Source organism: Streptomyces sp. NPDC057307, assembly GCF_042667665.1.
GTDB lineage: Bacteria > Actinomycetota > Actinomycetes > Streptomycetales > Streptomycetaceae > Streptomyces.
Map to the genome: position 1 here is coordinate 15,414 of NZ_JBHUZM010000096.1, position 14,428 is coordinate 29,841.

Annotated in this window: 16 protein-coding genes and 1 pseudogene; 10 read left to right on the forward strand and 7 right to left on the reverse strand. The window is 68.8% G+C overall.

Going from position 1 to position 14,428, the window contains the following annotated elements:
• Positions 1-2: 2 nt before the first annotated feature.
• Positions 3-914, forward strand: a complete 912-nt coding sequence (locus ACFUN8_RS26635; RefSeq protein ID WP_383642512.1) for an ATP-binding cassette domain-containing protein — start codon at positions 3-5, stop codon at positions 912-914.
• Positions 911-1,819, forward strand: a complete 909-nt coding sequence (locus tag ACFUN8_RS26640) for an ABC transporter permease subunit (RefSeq protein WP_383642516.1) — start codon at positions 911-913, stop codon at positions 1,817-1,819. The genes ACFUN8_RS26635 and ACFUN8_RS26640 overlap by 4 nt, the downstream gene beginning before the upstream one ends.
• Before the next feature lie 80 nt (positions 1,820-1,899).
• Here the strand turns inward: ACFUN8_RS26640 and ACFUN8_RS26645 are convergent, their stop codons facing one another.
• Positions 1,900-2,688, reverse strand: coding sequence for an SDR family oxidoreductase (locus ACFUN8_RS26645; RefSeq protein ID WP_383642519.1), 789 nt, complete (start codon positions 2,686-2,688; stop codon positions 1,900-1,902).
• Positions 2,689-2,801: 113 nt separating this feature from the next.
• Between ACFUN8_RS26645 and ACFUN8_RS26650 the strand changes: the two genes are divergently transcribed.
• Positions 2,802-3,449 (forward strand): TetR/AcrR family transcriptional regulator, encoded by a 648-nt coding sequence (locus ACFUN8_RS26650; protein ID WP_383642522.1) that lies wholly within the window; start codon positions 2,802-2,804, stop codon positions 3,447-3,449.
• Here the strand turns inward: ACFUN8_RS26650 and ACFUN8_RS26655 are convergent.
• Positions 3,436-4,308: an RNA polymerase sigma factor SigF gene (locus ACFUN8_RS26655; protein WP_382569308.1), complete on the reverse strand. Its 873-nt coding sequence runs from the start codon at positions 4,306-4,308 to the stop codon at positions 3,436-3,438. The genes ACFUN8_RS26650 and ACFUN8_RS26655 overlap by 14 nt on opposite strands.
• Before the next feature lie 324 nt (positions 4,309-4,632).
• On the opposite strand from ACFUN8_RS26655, the gene ACFUN8_RS26660 reads away from it, so the two are divergent.
• On the forward strand, positions 4,633-5,070 hold the full coding sequence (locus ACFUN8_RS26660; protein ID WP_383642525.1) for a hypothetical protein: 438 nt from the start codon (positions 4,633-4,635) through the stop codon (positions 5,068-5,070).
• Between the two features lie 447 nt (positions 5,071-5,517).
• On the opposite strand, the gene ACFUN8_RS26665 is transcribed toward ACFUN8_RS26660, so the two are convergent.
• The 3 genes from ACFUN8_RS26665 to ACFUN8_RS26675 form a co-directional block, all read right to left on the reverse strand.
• Positions 5,518-6,621: a hypothetical protein gene (locus ACFUN8_RS26665; RefSeq protein ID WP_383642528.1), complete on the reverse strand. Its 1,104-nt coding sequence runs from the start codon at positions 6,619-6,621 to the stop codon at positions 5,518-5,520.
• Between the two features lie 96 nt (positions 6,622-6,717).
• Positions 6,718-7,248, reverse strand: coding sequence for an NUDIX domain-containing protein (locus tag ACFUN8_RS26670; protein WP_383642531.1), 531 nt, complete (start codon positions 7,246-7,248; stop codon positions 6,718-6,720).
• Position 7,249: 1 nt separating this feature from the next.
• Complete coding sequence (locus ACFUN8_RS26675) at positions 7,250-8,614, reverse strand: tetratricopeptide repeat protein (RefSeq protein WP_383642534.1); 1,365 nt, start codon at positions 8,612-8,614, stop codon at positions 7,250-7,252.
• Positions 8,615-8,837: 223 nt separating this feature from the next.
• On the opposite strand from ACFUN8_RS26675, the pseudogene ACFUN8_RS26680 reads away from it, so the two are divergent.
• The 4 genes and pseudogenes from ACFUN8_RS26680 (at position 8,838) to ACFUN8_RS26695 (ending at position 11,852) form a co-directional block, all read left to right on the forward strand.
• Positions 8,838-9,591: pseudogene (locus tag ACFUN8_RS26680) on the forward strand (hypothetical protein).
• 76 nt (positions 9,592-9,667) lie between these two features.
• Entirely contained in the window at positions 9,668-10,579 is a 912-nt protein-coding gene (locus tag ACFUN8_RS26685; protein WP_383642536.1) for a phosphotransferase family protein, read from the forward strand.
• A gap of 1 nt (position 10,580) precedes the next feature.
• The gene (locus tag ACFUN8_RS26690; protein WP_383642539.1) at positions 10,581-11,273 is read left to right on the forward strand and encodes a class I SAM-dependent methyltransferase; all 693 of its coding nucleotides are present in this window, start codon (positions 10,581-10,583) and stop codon (positions 11,271-11,273) included.
• A 33-nt stretch (positions 11,274-11,306) separates the two neighbouring features.
• Positions 11,307-11,852, forward strand: a complete 546-nt coding sequence (locus tag ACFUN8_RS26695) for an HAD domain-containing protein (protein WP_383642542.1) — start codon at positions 11,307-11,309, stop codon at positions 11,850-11,852.
• 142 nt (positions 11,853-11,994) lie between these two features.
• Here the strand turns inward: ACFUN8_RS26695 and sodN are convergent, their stop codons facing one another.
• Positions 11,995-12,390 (reverse strand): superoxide dismutase, Ni, encoded by a 396-nt coding sequence (gene sodN / locus ACFUN8_RS26700; RefSeq protein ID WP_078075133.1) that lies wholly within the window; start codon positions 12,388-12,390, stop codon positions 11,995-11,997.
• Between the two features lie 150 nt (positions 12,391-12,540).
• Here sodN and sodX point away from each other — a divergent pair, with 150 nt between their 5' ends.
• A complete protein-coding gene (gene sodX, locus ACFUN8_RS26705) occupies positions 12,541-12,960 on the forward strand; it encodes a nickel-type superoxide dismutase maturation protease (RefSeq protein WP_383642545.1) in 420 nt (139 codons plus the stop codon).
• On the opposite strand, the gene ACFUN8_RS26710 is transcribed toward sodX, so the two are convergent.
• Positions 12,864-13,493 carry a CGNR zinc finger domain-containing protein gene (locus ACFUN8_RS26710; protein ID WP_383642548.1) on the reverse strand — a complete coding sequence of 210 codons (630 nt, stop codon included), beginning with the start codon at positions 13,491-13,493 and terminating at the stop codon, positions 12,864-12,866. The two genes, sodX and ACFUN8_RS26710, sit on opposite strands and share 97 nt — an antisense overlap.
• Before the next feature lie 80 nt (positions 13,494-13,573).
• Here ACFUN8_RS26710 and ACFUN8_RS26715 point away from each other — a divergent pair, with 80 nt between their 5' ends.
• Entirely contained in the window at positions 13,574-14,392 is an 819-nt protein-coding gene (locus ACFUN8_RS26715; RefSeq protein ID WP_383642551.1) for a class I SAM-dependent methyltransferase, read from the forward strand.
• Positions 14,393-14,428 lie beyond the last annotated feature (36 nt).

Here is a 14,428-nt window from a genome sequence, read left to right on the forward strand (position 1 = left end):
GGGTGATCGAAGTCAACGAACTGACCAAACGCTACGGCGCCACCACCGCCGTCAAGGACCTCAGCTTCACCGTCCGCCCCGGACTCGTCACGGGGTTCCTCGGACCCAACGGAGCCGGCAAGAGCACCACCCTGCGGATGATCCTCGGCCTGAACGAGCCCACCGGCGGCTCGGCCACCGTCGACGGCCGGCCCTTCCGGGACCGTCCGCGCGGGCTGCGGCACGTCGGCGCGCTGCTCGACGCGAGCGACGTGCACGGCGGGCGCACCGCCGCCGCGCACCTCGCGGCGCTGGCGCGCGGCAATCGCATCCCGCGTTCGCGGGTGGACGAGGTGCTGCGGGAGGTCGGTCTCACCGCGGCGGCCCGGCGCCGGATCGGCGGGTTCTCGCTCGGGATGAGGCAACGGCTCGGCATCGCCGCCGCGCTCCTCGGCGATCCGCCGGTGCTGCTGTTCGACGAGCCGCTCAACGGCCTGGATCCGGAGGGGGTGAAGTGGGTGCGGGGGCTGTTCCGGCGGCTTGCCGCCGAGGGGCGCACGGTGTTCGTCTCCAGTCATCTGATGACCGAGATGGAGCACACCGCCGATCAGCTCGTCGTCATCGGCAGGGGCGAACTGATCGCGGCACAGGGTCTGAAGGACTTCGCCGCGCGCGGGGCCCGGCGGTACGTGTCCGTACGCACGCCGGACGCCGCCGCACTGGCCGCCGCGCTGAGCGACGAGGGCGCGGTCGTACGCCAGGAGGGCGGCGGCCTGCTCACGGTAACCGGGCCCGACGCGGCCCGCATCGGTGACCTCGCCTTCCAACACCGGCTACGAGTTCACGAGTTGACCACGGTCACCTCATCCCTGGAGGAGGCATTCGTGGAACTCACCGCCGAGAGTGTCGAGTACGGAGCGGGGGACCCCCGATGACCGGGAACACGTCGCACACCGTGACCACGCCGTCCACGCCACCCACGCCGTCCACGTCGTCCACGCCGCGCTTCACCGCGAGCCCCGACCCATCCGAACCCCGCCCCCGCTTCCGTGACCTCCTGGCCGCCGAATGGCTCACCCTGCGCTCCCTGCGCTCGACCGTCTGGTCCTACGTGATCGGCGCGCTGGTCGTCATCGCCTTCAACGGAGGCGCCGCGTACGACCGTTACCGCTACTGGCACGAGTACGACGCCCGGAGCAGGGCCGACTTCGCCAGCGACGGCATGGCCTTCATGTACGCCTACACCACCAACGCGGGCATCGTCATGATGCTCGTCGCCGGTGCCGTCGGCGCTCTCGCGATCACCGGTGAGTACAGCACCGGCCAGATCCGGGCGGTCTTCGCCGCCGTACCGGCCCGCCGCTCGCTGATGGCGGCCAAGGTGTGTGTCCTGACGGCCGCGATGGCCGTGTTCGGCGCGGTCGCCGCCGGGGTCTCGTTCTGGCTGACCCAGGCCATCCTGGGCGCACGCGGCGCCGGGGCGTCGATCGGCGATCCCGGCGCGCTGCGGATCGTCGTCGCCTCCACCTTGCTGGCGCCGGTCAGCGCGCTGGCGGGTGTGGCGCTCGGCGCCGTCCTGCGGCACAGCGCCGGCGCGGTGGTGAGCGTGGTGGCGCTGCTGCTGGTGCTGCCCCTGGTCCTCAGTGACGACCGGTACTGGGGCGCCGTGGTCGGTCACGCGATGCCGGTCAACGCGTGGACCCGGCTGGTCGACCTCCGGTACGACCCGTCCGCGGTCCCTTTCCCCTGGACGACCACGGGGGCGTGGGCCGTGTACGCGCTCTGGGCGACGGTCGCGGCGGTGGTGGCCGTGTGCGCGGTGCACGGCCGCGACCAGTGATGAGTGACCGGTGACCGGTGATCACTCATCACTGGTCGAGTAATCGCGTGATCGCGTCACCCCGCCCCCAGTTCACGTACTCAGACGGTCTTGACGGCCCCGCCGTCGATGAGGTGGTCCGTCCCGGTGGTGCTGCCCGCGAGGGGTGAGGCGAGGTACGCGACGAGGGCGGCGACCTCGTCGGGCCGTACCAGTCGACCCGTCACCATCCCTGTGGCGGCGGGGAGTTGGGCCACGAGCTGCTCGTGCTCCACGCCCATCGACCGGGCCAGGGCGGCACCGTAACCCTCGGGGCTCTCCCACATGTCCGTACGCACGGCGCCGGGCGAAACGGTGTTGACCCGCACTCCGAGCGGGCCGAACTCCTCGGCCAGCGCCTTGCCGAACGCCGTGAGCGCCGCCTTGGCCGTCGTGTACGGGACGGGGCCCGCGTGCGGCGTACGGGCGCCGTTGGACGAGATGTTGACGACGGCGCCGCGGCGCTCGACGAGTGGGGGCAGCGCGGCGCGGGTGGTGCGTACGGCGGCGAGGAAGTTCAGGTCGAACATCTCCTGCCACTGCTCGTCGGTGAAGGCGAGGAAGCCGCCCGTCGCTCCGTCCACGCTGTCGCCCCCGCCGACGTTGTTGACCAGCAGGTCGAGGTCGGTGAGTTCGGCCCCGGCCCGCTCGATGAGCCGGGCCGGGCCGTCGGCCGTGGAGAGGTCGACCGATATCGCGAGCGCGCCCGTGGCCTTGAGCGCGGGGGTGAGCGTGCGGGCGGCGGCCACGACGCGCATGCCCTCGGCGACGAGTGCCGTGACCACGGCCAGACCGATGCCGCGGCTGGCGCCGGTGACGACGGCTGTCTTGCCGGCCAGTTGCAGATCCATTGCGTACTCCGATACTCCGAGAGTCGAGACTGCGGCGATGCGAAAACTCTAGAACATGCAACACCAGTGTCGCAACTAGCGGAGAAAGGGCAACTGTCCCGTAGTCTTCATGCATGGCTGAACAGAAGACGCCGAAGCCGTTGCGGGCGGACGCGGAGCGGACCGTACAGACAATCCTGGCCGCCGCCGAGCGCGTACTGAGCGCCAATCCGGCGGCGACGATGGAGCAGATCGCCGAGGCGGCGGGGGTCGCCCGTACGACGGTCCATCGGCGTTTCGCGACGCGCGAGGCCCTGGTCGAGGCGCTGATCGCGTGGGCGACGCGGCAGTTCCACGAAGCGGTGGTGGGCGCCCCGGCCACGGCTCCGCCGCTGGTCACCCTCTACCAGGTGACCGCCAACGTGCTGCGCGTGAAGATCGATTGGGGCTTCGCGATGAGCGGGGCGGCGCCGCAGAACCCGGAAGTGGCACGGGCGCACGCCGACGTACTGGAACGGTGCGACAGCCTGTTCCTGCGCGCGCGACAGGCCGGCGTCCTGCGTCCGGACGCCGACCTGCTCTGGGTTCGCCAGGTGTACTACGCGTTGATCCACGAGGCGGCGCGGAACCGCGCGGACGACCCGGCGGACGGTTCGCCCGACGACTTGCCGGACGGTTCGCCCGACGGCGGGGTCGACGCGCTGGCCACGCTCGTGGTCGACACCCTGCTGCGCGGCGTCGGCGGTGCGGCAGGGTCGGGGGCCTCGCTCAGCTCTCGGTGAGCATGCCGTTGCGGAGCTTGGCCAGCGTCCGGGCCAGGATTCGGGAGATCTGCATCTGGGAGACGCCGAACTGCTCGCCGATCTGCGACTGGGTCAGTTCCTGCCCGTAGCGAAGTTCGAGGATCTGACGTTCCCGCTCGTCCAGCGTGCTCAGCAGCGGTGCGAGGCTCTGGAAGTCCTCGACCAGCTCCATGGCGGGATCGCAGGCCCCCACGAAGTCGGCGACGGACGCGCCGCTGTTGCCCGGGGCGCCCCCACCGGAGTCGGCGGGCAGGTCGAGCGAGTCGGAGTTGTAGCCGTTGGCGGCGATCAGCCCCTCGACGATCTCCTCCTCGCTCAGCTCCAGATGCTCGGCCAACTCCCGCACCGTCGGGTCCCGGTCGAGCCGCACGGCGAGCTGGTCCTTGGCCCGCGCGAGCTGTATCCGCAACTCCTGCAGCCGGCGCGGCACATGCACGGCCCAGCTGGTGTCGCGGAAGAACCGCTTGATCTCACCGACGATGTACGGCACGGCGAACGAGGTGAACTCCACCTCGCGCGACAGCTCGAACCGGTCGATGGCCTTGATCAGCCCGATCGTCCCGACCTGGACGATGTCCTCCAACTGGTCGTCCCGGTTACGGAACCGCTGCGCGGCGTACCGCACGAGCGACAGGTTCATCTCGATGAGCGTGTTGCGCGCGTACTGGTACTCGTGCGTGCCCTCTTCAAGAACCTGGAGCTGCTCGAAGAACACCTTCGACAACTCCCGCGCGTCCCGCGGCGCGACCTTCCCCGCGTCCTCGATCCACGGGAGCTCTCCGACACGCGGCCCCGTAAGAGGTTCGGCGGTTCTCGTGAACTGGGTGGACATGGACATGATTTTGATCCCCTCCCGGATCGGCGAACGGGGGGCTCGCCGACGCGACGTGTGCCCTGCCCTCTCCCACCCATGCACGCGCCGCGCACATTTCTCGCACCCGCGGACCGTCCGATTCCGTAATTGGCCGTATGAGCTACTTCAGGTACGCCGTCATGGGTGGACCGACAGCCGCGCCCGACGCGGAGAGGATGGGCCGAATTCCGGACCCCTCGCCGACGCCCGGCGACATCGCGGCACCCGAAGAACAGCCGCGGGACGGGCAGTTGGCGACGCCCACCCCACCCCTTCGGCGACACCGCCCCGCCCGATACGGTCAGACCCATGCAGCAGGAGCCACCCACCCCACCCATACCCACCCGTCCCCCCACCGCCGCACCCCGCCCCACGGGCCTGCTCGTGGCAGCCCTGGCGACCGGACTGCTGCTGGGCGCGGCGGGAGTGGGCGCGGCCTGGGCGATCACCGGAGACGGAACCGCGTCCGAACCCGGCCCGGCGACCGACGCACGCGGCGCCTGCGACGCCCTCGCCGGCTTCGACGAGTCGAAGTACTCGGCCAAGGGCAACGAGGGCCTGATGGCCCTCAACCGCTGGAGCGGCGCGATCACCCTGTCCGCCGCGGCGGCTGCGGGCGACCCGGCGTACAAACCCCTGTCGGACTCCCTCAGCCGGGCACAGAACCGCCACGCCCAGGTCTTCGACTTCGACACCCAGGTGAAGAAGGACCTGACGAAGGCCCGCGGAATCTGCGACGACATCTAGCCCCTGCCGCCCGGCCCTTCCCGGACACCCCCCGTCGCCCCCCCGCACCCACCGTCGGCCCGCAGACCGCAAAGGACCGCACCCGGCCCGTCATGCGGGCCGGGTGCGGGCGTTCGTGCGGTGGTGCCAGCCTGGGGTGGGAGTCAGGCCTTCTTGGTCTCCTAGTAATGGGGCGGGTCGGTGACCTGCAAGGACCCTCTCTGCGGGACGCTGACCTGGGCTTTTGCTGATGGTTGGCGGATGGGGTGCGACGGTCCTGATCGGGTGTCCTGCGGACTGGGGCGCCTTCCGTCGGCATAGGTGAAGGAACCCTGGGTGTTGGGCAGATGCACAACGACCCACCTTCACCGGGGAGATCGACGCCGTCGGCGACGTAAAGGTTCCGGCGGTGACCAGCTATCAGAGCCTGGCTCGGCTTCCCATTTTCCCCGCTCACAAAGGGGTCGATTACACGCCTTTCGCCCATGCGTTCAAGGATTCGGCCGTTTCGCGAATGCAGGTATCGACCAGCTCGCTCAGTTCTTCGAAGTCGTATGAAGGGAAATACTGAGGTACCAGTCCAAAGATCGGCTGTCTGAGATCAACCTTCGTGACATCGGCCCCTCGCAACAAGTTGTAGTGAATCAAAGTGTTTCGGAACTCTCGCACCGCACCATTCGTTATGACGCCTGCGGCCTCCTTGTTCAGAATGCCCTCCAGTGCTGTGTAGGATGGGCGTGACAGTGGATAGCGGGCGTCATCTTTGAGGATTTTGAGGCTTGACAACACTTGGTACAGGGTGATGTAGCGAATCTTGAATACCGTGTACTCAAGGTTGCGGGTATCCGCGCCTGCAGTGATGACCTTATCGAGAAAATTCATCCTGACTTGGAAGTCGGTCAAGGTGCCGTTGATGGCTGGCGTCGCTACTCCGTTAAAAGCTTGCGCGTAGTACGTTGAAGCGCGTACGTCTTTAGCCTTCACTTCCGGCTCGGATAGGTGGCACGCAAACGTCTCCCTTCCTTGGGTGTCCACGCGGGCGCCAAGTGCTCCGAAACATTGCCCTATCTGCTGCGTGATGCCAAGCATGTACTTGCCGTTGTCGTTCTGGAAAAGTTTCTCCGCTTCAACTCCAAGGTGAAACGCAGCAGCGTGTGAGGTGGTAACTAGGTTTCCCTCATACGTGAACAATCCCAGATCTTTCTCCCACTTCCGGGCGAGCCAGAGCCAGGTATTCCCGAGAAAATATTTGGAGTGCTTGATCGAGATTTCATCTTCGAAATACCTGAGCTGTCCGGCAGTGTATCGCTGTGTATCTTCGAAGAGCTTCAGGCTATGCCTAGCGCGAGCGCACACCTCCTCGGCTTCTTTAGAGAATCCAGTAAAAGCTGAGGGGTCGATTGCCTGGGGCTTTCTCTTTGCCTCGTGAAGCACTAGTGAAAAATACGGACTCATGCATAGAGGCATGATCCAAGATATTCCCGCAGAGTTAACTGCCTGAAAGTCGCGGAATAGCCGGCCCATGTAATCGACATCTTTCGCCACGCCAGCCTTGATGACGTCATCATTCACGGACAATCCGGCCTCCTGTGCACGTCGGGTTCCTGTCTCAGTTGTCGGACGACTGCTTGCATGCGTGTACCTGTAGTCGATCGCCGTCGGAAGCTTCTATTGCCAGCCGTCGAAGGAGACCTGTGGGCCTCCCATGAGATACCGGTGGAGTGCACTGCAGGTAGTGCGCACGAAATTTGTGGGGATCGCGTCCGCGTCAACCCAGTTGACCAGGGAGTGTTTGCGGGGCTCGCGGTTCTCGGGTTCGCCCGTCCATTCGTGGGTGGCGAAGACGACCGTGAGGAAGCCGTTGGGGGCTTCGACGCCCCAGGCGCCGTGGATGATGTGGGCGACCTTGAGGGACTCGGGCTTCACCGTGAGGCCGGTCTCCTCGTACAGCTCGCGGACCGCGGTTTCGGTGATGGGCTCGCCCGGCTCGCTCTTGCCGACGGGGAGGTCCCACATTCCCTGGGCGAACTTGGCGTTCTCGCTGCGTTGGAGGAGGACGACGCGGTTGGTGGACATGTCGTGGACGATGACCGCGGCGACCAGCAGAGTCATCGATTCGAGCGCCGGCTTGAGCGCCTTCGGCTGGTCGTCGGTCCGCTGGGTCACGGGGTTCCCTTCGTTGGGCGGGTTGTTGGGCATGTTAGGCGAGGGTTTCGCGGGCGCGGCGGGCGCGGCGGGCGAGATCTGCGGCTCCGGGCACTTTGCGCCGCTGGTAGACCGCCAGGGTGGAGCGGATCGAGGTGATGGCCTTGCGGGTGCGGTCGGAAGTCATGCCCTCCATGAGGACCACGGCCTGGGCCCAGGCCGCGACAGCCTCGTCGGCGCGGGCCTGGGCGGCGAGGCTGTCGCCGAGGTCGGCGTGGGTGAGGGCGTGAACGCGCTTGTACTTCCTGGGGTCCCAGCGGGTAAGGGCGTCCCTGTGCTGTCGTTCGGTGCCGACATGGTCGGCGAGGTCGGTCAGCGTGCGGGCGGTGTGACTGGCCACGGTGCCGGCGGCGGGGCCGCTGACGCGGGAGTAGCTGGGCTGGAGGGCACCGTCCCGTAGAAGCGAGTCTTCGGCGGCGAGAAGGGCGCGTGCGGCCAACGGATGCTCGTTGACGGCCGCGTAGGCGCGGGCGTGGGTGATGTGGAGGAGGGCTTCGGTCTGCCCGTCGACGTGTTCGACGCCTCGGGCGAGGGCGGCTTCAGCGAGATCGACGCAGTGGTGGGGTTGCTTGAGGCTGAGCGCCTGGTGGGCAAGGGCCCGCATCATCCAGGCGGCGTGGCCGTGAGGGTCGGCCTCACAGGCGAGTTGATAGCCGACCTGGTAGTAGCGCTGGGCAGCACCCTCCTGGCCGAGATCGTGGTGCTTCCACCCCGCGAGGTAGGCGAGTTCGGCGACCGCGCCAAAGGCTGCCCGGCGTAAGGGTTCGGCGGAGAAGCGCGCGCGGAGCATGGGCGCGGCGGTGTCGGCCAGATACGCGGTGACGGTGGTCAGGCCGTGGCCGCCCCCGAGGCGCTCGTCTGCGGCGCTGAAGGCCGTCGTGATCTGTCGTACGACGTCCACCTCCTCCACGCCGATCATGGACGTGCCGGTACGGGCACGGAGCATGCGGGCAGTGGCCTCGTGGTCGTAGCCGAGCGGCATCGCGACACCGGCCGTGCTGAAGACGGCGATGGCGAGGAAGCGGCGGCGCTCGACATCGGCGCGCCCCAGGTCGGTGACGGCGAGAACGGGGTCGGATTCCGCCAGTTGTTCGACCTCGCCGGAACGGAGGCCGATCTCGGTCCGGGTGATCGTGCGCCCCGCTCGGCGGGACAGTGCTTCGGCGAGGTACTGGCCTACCCGGCCCGAAGGGGAACGGGCGCCGTTCACCCAGTGCGAGACGGCCGACTTGTTGGTCTGGAGGATCTCGCCGTTCTCGGCGGCAACGCGCCGCACGTCCCTGGCGAGGGCCTCGTAGGTGCAGTCGACCGCGTCGATGGCATCGCGCAGATGGGAGTTGAGGCTTCTCTGCGCCGCCACGATCGCCTCCACTCCGGAGCTGTAAACCGCGTATACCGCTTCAACTGCCTTCCACCGTACCCACTGAGCGTGACCACAGGTTCACTTATCGGTAGCCACCCGGAACGGCGCAACCGTGATCCAGGCTCCCTCTTGGTCCGGGCGGCACCCCGAAATTCCTTACGCCCACAGCTGGTTCGGGCATTCCTGCGCCCGAATCCGGCCCAACAGAGACGGAGATACGGTGACCATCATCGACACCAAGGCCATCACGGTCGAGTTGCCCGAGGCGTTCGACCCGCGCTGGAGCCGCCTGCCCGGCGTCCAGGTCGACGGCCGACGCATCACCATCGACCCGGCCGAGTACTTCTTCCGCTTCGAGTCGAACGCGTGGCTCGTCGCCGACTGGGAGTTGGTCGAGGCCCAGCTTCTGGACGTGGACGAGACGACCGAGAGCGCGGTCGAGCAACTCGCGCTGGACTTCATCAAGCAGTACGGAGAGTCCACCTCCGACGCGGTCCGCGTTCTGGCCACCGCGCACGAGGTGTACGCGTACCTCTTCCGCGACGAACACCTGGCCGGCCTGGGCCTGCCGCAGATCACCGCCGATCACCTGCGGATGCTGCGCGAGGCGGCCACGCTGATGGCGCTGAACAAGGTCGAGTTGGACGGGCACATCTCCAACGTCGGCCCGTGCTGGTTCTTCCCCGCCGCCACCTCCGTGGTCTTCGACCTGGATGACGAGATGGGCGGGATGCTCGACGAGGTCTACCACGGCGGCTGGTTCAACGAGCACCGCCGGATCGAGTCCATCAAGGCCCACGCGGCGCTCGGCGGCCGGCTCGTGCACGGCTGCCAGTCCGTGCCGGACCAGACCGGCGGAGTCGTCGCGCCCTACGGTGCCTGCCTCGATGGCCAATTTCCGCGACAACCTGGCCGTGTTCAAGGAGGGCTGGATCGAGCAGGTTTACGCCCACCGCGTGAACCTCGCCGCGTAACCCCACCCGATCAGGCTCCGGGGCGGCCGGCACTTCTCGCCCGCCCCGGACGCCGCAGCACCCCCGGAGCCCTCTCGTGACCGCGAACCCCAGCGCCGAACTCCTCGACAACCTGCTCACCGTGGCCGGCCGGGCCACCGGCACACGTGAGGAGGTACGCGTGTGGTCCATGTCCGGCGTCGAGCGCGTGACCTTCCTCGACGGCGCCACGGCCATCTTCAAGTACGCCAAGAGGCCCTTCGACAAAGAGGACCAGGCCCTTCGCCTGGCCCGCACCCTCGGCGTCCCCGTCCCCCGGATCCACGCCTCCGCCGTCCTGGACGGCTGGCTCGGCATGCTCATGGACGACCTCGGCCCCACCGCCCGCGAGGCAGACGACCTCGACGGCGTCGCCGCGGCCGTGGTCCTGCACGGCGCCCGCACGGCACCCGCCCTGCCCGTACTCCACGAGGAACGCCTGCGTACGTTGCCCGCCCGGGCGCTGGAGCACCTCGGCAGGCTGCGCAAGGCCGAACGGTGGCAGGACACCGACGACGTGGAGGACGCACTCGACCGAATCGCCCAGGCCGCCGAGACCCGCTCCGCCGGAGCGACGACGGCGCCGTTCGGCTGGGTGCACTCCGAGTTCCACCCCACCAGCCTCCACATCGGCAAGCAGGGCTGGCGGCTGCTCGACTTCGCCCGTGCCTTCACCGGTCCCGGCCTGCTCGATCTCGCCAGCTGGCACGGCACCATCGAGCCCGCGCACCCCGCGAGCCTTCGCGTTCTCCTGGAGCGGTACGTCACCGCCGGCGGTACCCCCGAAGCCCTCGCCCGGCGCGGCGGGCTCAACGCCGAGGGCTGGGCCCTGGGTTGGCATCGCATGTGGGCCGTCGAGTGGTTCATGGAGCAGTCGGTCCGATGGATCAACGATCCGGCGACCGACCCTGCGTACACCAAGGCCGTCCGCCGCCATCTCACCGACGTGCTCGACCTTCTGGAGATCTGACGTGCTCGCCCAGGCTTCCCCCTGGCATGCGCACGCTGCCCAGCGCACCGCCAACGGACTCGCCGAACCCCTCTCCGTACCCGCGCGGATGGAGTGGACGACGAGACGCGGCCAAGGGCCCGGGGCCGAGATCCTCGGCGCCGACCTGCACGGCAAACGACTCCTGGAGCTGGGCTGCGGCCCCGGCCACAACGCCGCCCACCTCGCCACCCGCCACGGCGCCCACGTCACCGGTGTCGATCTGGTCGGGCTGCAGGTCCGTCGTGCCCGCTCCCACTACGGACGGCTGAACAACCTCACCTTCGTCGCCGGGCACGCTCTGCACCATCTGCGCGCCTCCGACGAGCAGTTCGACGCGATCTACTCCGTCTTCGGCGCTGTCGGCCTCGTCGCCCCTGAGCTTCTCCTGCCGGCCATCGCCCAGAGCCTCGCGCCCGGCCGGGTGCTCGCCTTCTCCGTCCCGCACCCGCAGCGCGGCGGCCGCGCCCCTTTCGGCGGCGACCGGCCCTGCCGCGACTTCGTCACCCTCCCCGACCGCGCCCGTCTTCCCGTCGCGCGCTGGGAGTTCGAGGCCGACCGCTGGGCGCGGCACCTCAGCCGGAGCGGGTTCCGGCTCACCTCGGCCCAGGAGTTCCACGACCCGCGAACGGGCCACTGGCCGACCACCCTGCTGATCCGCGCTCGCAAGCTCTGACCGGCGCCTTCGCCCCGACCGCTGGAGGAACCAATGCGCCCGCCCTATCTGCTCCTCGACATCGACGGCGTCCTCATCCCCTTCCCCGACGCGGACGGATCGACCCCGGCCACCCACGCCCGCCACGATGTCGTCCCCGCGGGCCGGAGCGACGACAACCCGGTCACCGTCTGGCTCCACCCCCACCACGGCCTCATGCTCATGGAAGTGATCCGTACCGGCCTGGTTACCCCCGTCTGGTGCACAAGCTGGCGCCAGGACGCCACCACCCTGATCGGGCCGCTCCTCGATCTCCCGCCTCTGCCGTACGTCGACCTGCCGCACCCTCAGATCACCACCAGCCACCCCAACGGCTACCTGTGGAAGCGCGACCACGTCGACACCTGGCTGGACGACGCGCCCGCCGTATGGATCGACGACGACTTCACCGGTCTCGATCATGAATGGGCAGCGGAGCGCACCGCCGGGGGAGCGGCGACCCTGCTAATGCAGCCCGACTCGCACCTCGGGCTGCGACCCGAGCACTTGACCGAGGTCATGACATGGCTCGGGCGGTTGCCCACCTCCCGCGCCGCCTGACGGCTGAACCCGTACGCCGCGTCCACCGTCATCACGCCGCGGAACTACGTCCCTGTGCGGACGGAGGAAAACGACCGCACCCGGTCCGTCGTACGGGCCGGGTGCGATCGGTCGTGCGGTGGTGCCAGCCTGGGGGTGGGAGTCAGGCCTTCTTGGTCTCCCAGAAGATCTTGTCGATCTGGGCGATGTAGTCCAGTGCCTTCTGGCCCGTCGCCGGGTCCGTCGAGCCCTTCGCGGCCGACAGCGCCTTCAGGGCGTCGTTGACCAGCTGGTGCAGCTCCGGGTACTTCTCGAAGTGCGGGGGCTTGAAGTAGTCGCTCCACAGCACCGAGACGTGGTGCTTGGCGAGCTCGGCGCGCTGTTCCTTGATGACCGTGGCGCGGGCCTGGAAGTGCGCGTCGTCGTTGCCCGCCATCTTTTCCTGGACGGCCTTGACCGACTCGGCTTCGATGCGGGCCTGGGCGGGGTCGTACACGCCGCAGGGGAGGTCGCAGTGGGCGCTGACCTTCACCTTGGGGGCAAACAGGCGGGAGAGCATTGAGCTGTCCTTCCTCGTGATCGTCTTCTCAGGTGGGACATTACTCCGTGAGAAGCCGGATTTCGCGAGTGCCCCCTAGGGCTTAGGACAAAAGTCCAGGGTCGGAATGGGACTGGCGGCGGAACGTACCGTGGGACCGGGAGGTGCCGGATGACCGAGCACGGGCGCGAGCCGAGAGCGCTGTTGGGGATCGCGGAGGTGTCGGGACCGTCCATGTATCCCACCCTCAGACAGGGCGATCAGCTGCTGGTGCACTACCACGCACCGGTGAAGGCCGGTGACATCGCCGTACTGAAACATCCGCTCCAGCAGGATTTGCTGATCGTGAAGCGGCTGGTCGAGCGACGCGACGGCGGATGGTGGGTGCTCGGGGACAATCCGGGCGCCGAGGGGGACAGCCGGGTGTTCGGCACCGTCCCCGGCGAGCTGGTGCTCGGCCGGGTCCGGGGCCGTTACCGTCCGCGCGGCGAGGATCAGCGGTCCGTGGCCGGGGCGGTGGCGTGGGCCTTCTCCGCGCTGCGGCCCGTGCTGTCCGACCGCTCCGTCTCCAGGCGTTTGCGGGCCCGGTAGGCGGCCACGTTGGCGCGGGTCGCGCAGCGGTCCGAGCAGTAGCGGCGCGAGCGGTTGGTCGAGGTATCGAGGTAGGCGTTACGGCACGGCGCGGCCTGGCACAGGCCGAGCCGGTCCACGCCGTACTCCGTCAGGTGGAACGCCAGGCCCATCGCGGCGATGGCGGCGAAGCCGGCCGTGGCGTTCGACGGGTGCTCGGCCAGGTGCAAGTGCCAGCGCGGATGACCCTCGTCGTCGAGGAAGTCGTGGCCCGAGATCTGCGGGCTGACGGGGAACTCCAGCAGCAGCGAGTTCAGCAGGTCGACGGCGTGCGTGGCCTCGTCCCCGTCGGCCGCCGCGAAGATCGCGCGCAGCCGGCCGCGTACGGAGCGGAAGCGGGTGACGTCCGCCTCGGTGGCGCGGCGCGACGCCTGGGTGGATTCGCCGAAGAGGGCGCGGACGGCTTCGACCGAGGTCAGCGTGTCCGTGCCGCGGGCCGGTTCCTCGGTGTTGACCAGGCGTACGGCGTAGTCCGAGTAAGAGGCCAGTTCCACTTGTAGTCCTTACGGCAGCGGTCTAGGGTCGGCGTAATAGCTGGTCTTGCGTACAGGGTATTACGGAGCGGAGGGTTTCGATGGTGGACACGGGCACGGGGACGGGTGTCGCGGCGGACGCGGGGACCACCGCGGGCGGGGCGCCCGCGCCCGCGCGGGCCGACTGGCGGGCCTGGCAGGACAGCTGGGACCGCCAGCAGGAGTGGTACATGCCCGACCGCGAGGAGCGCTTCCGGGTGATGCTCGACATGGTCGAGGCCCTGGTCGGCCCCGAACCGCGGGTGCTCGACCTCGCCTGCGGCACGGGCAGCATCTCCGACCGGCTGTTCCAGCGGTTCCCGGCGGCCACCAGCACCGGCGTCGACCTCGACCCCGCGCTGCTCGCCATCGCCGGCGGTTACTTCGCCGACGACACCCGGCTGACACTGGTGCGGGCCGACCTCAAGGACCCCGACTGGACGGCGAAGCTGCCGTACGACTCGTACGACGCCGTCCTCACCGCCACCGCGCTGCACTGGCTGCACAGCGAACCGCTGGCCGTGCTGTACGGACAGGTCGCCGGCCTCGTCCGGCCCGGCGGCGTCTTCATGAACGCCGACCACATGACGGACCCGGGCACGCCCCGTATCAACGAGGCCGAACGCGCCCACCGGCACCGGGAGATGGACCGCGCCAAGGCCGAGGGCGCCCTCGACTGGGCCGACTGGTGGGACCTCGCCGGCAAGGACCCGGTGCTCGCGGGGCCGACCGCCGAGCGGTTCGCGATCTACGGCGAGCACGCGGACGGCGACACCCCCTCCACCGAATGGCACGCGAAGACGCTCATCGACGCGGGCTTCGGCGAGGCGCGCCCGGTCTGGTCCTCGCCGTCGGACTCACTGATGCTCGCCCTGAAGTAAGCCAGAAGCAGAGGGGTGTCACGGGCCGTCAGGTCC

Coding starts and splice junctions, on each gene's coding strand:
- ACFUN8_RS26640 (WP_383642516.1), top strand. CDS start 911: ATGACCGGGAACACGTCGCACACCGTGACCACGCCGTCCACGCCACCC.
- ACFUN8_RS26645 (WP_383642519.1), bottom strand. CDS start 2,688: ATGGATCTGCAACTGGCCGGCAAGACAGCCGTCGTCACCGGCGCCAGC.
- ACFUN8_RS26650 (WP_383642522.1), top strand. CDS start 2,802: ATGGCTGAACAGAAGACGCCGAAGCCGTTGCGGGCGGACGCGGAGCGG.
- ACFUN8_RS26655 (WP_382569308.1), bottom strand. CDS start 4,308: ATGTCCATGTCCACCCAGTTCACGAGAACCGCCGAACCTCTTACGGGG.
- ACFUN8_RS26660 (WP_383642525.1), top strand. CDS start 4,633: ATGCAGCAGGAGCCACCCACCCCACCCATACCCACCCGTCCCCCCACC.
- ACFUN8_RS26670 (WP_383642531.1), bottom strand. CDS start 7,248: ATGCCCAACAACCCGCCCAACGAAGGGAACCCCGTGACCCAGCGGACC.
- ACFUN8_RS26695 (WP_383642542.1), top strand. CDS start 11,307: ATGCGCCCGCCCTATCTGCTCCTCGACATCGACGGCGTCCTCATCCCC.
- sodN (WP_078075133.1), bottom strand. CDS start 12,390: ATGCTCTCCCGCCTGTTTGCCCCCAAGGTGAAGGTCAGCGCCCACTGC.
- sodX (WP_383642545.1), top strand. CDS start 12,541: ATGACCGAGCACGGGCGCGAGCCGAGAGCGCTGTTGGGGATCGCGGAG.
- ACFUN8_RS26715 (WP_383642551.1), top strand. CDS start 13,574: ATGGTGGACACGGGCACGGGGACGGGTGTCGCGGCGGACGCGGGGACC.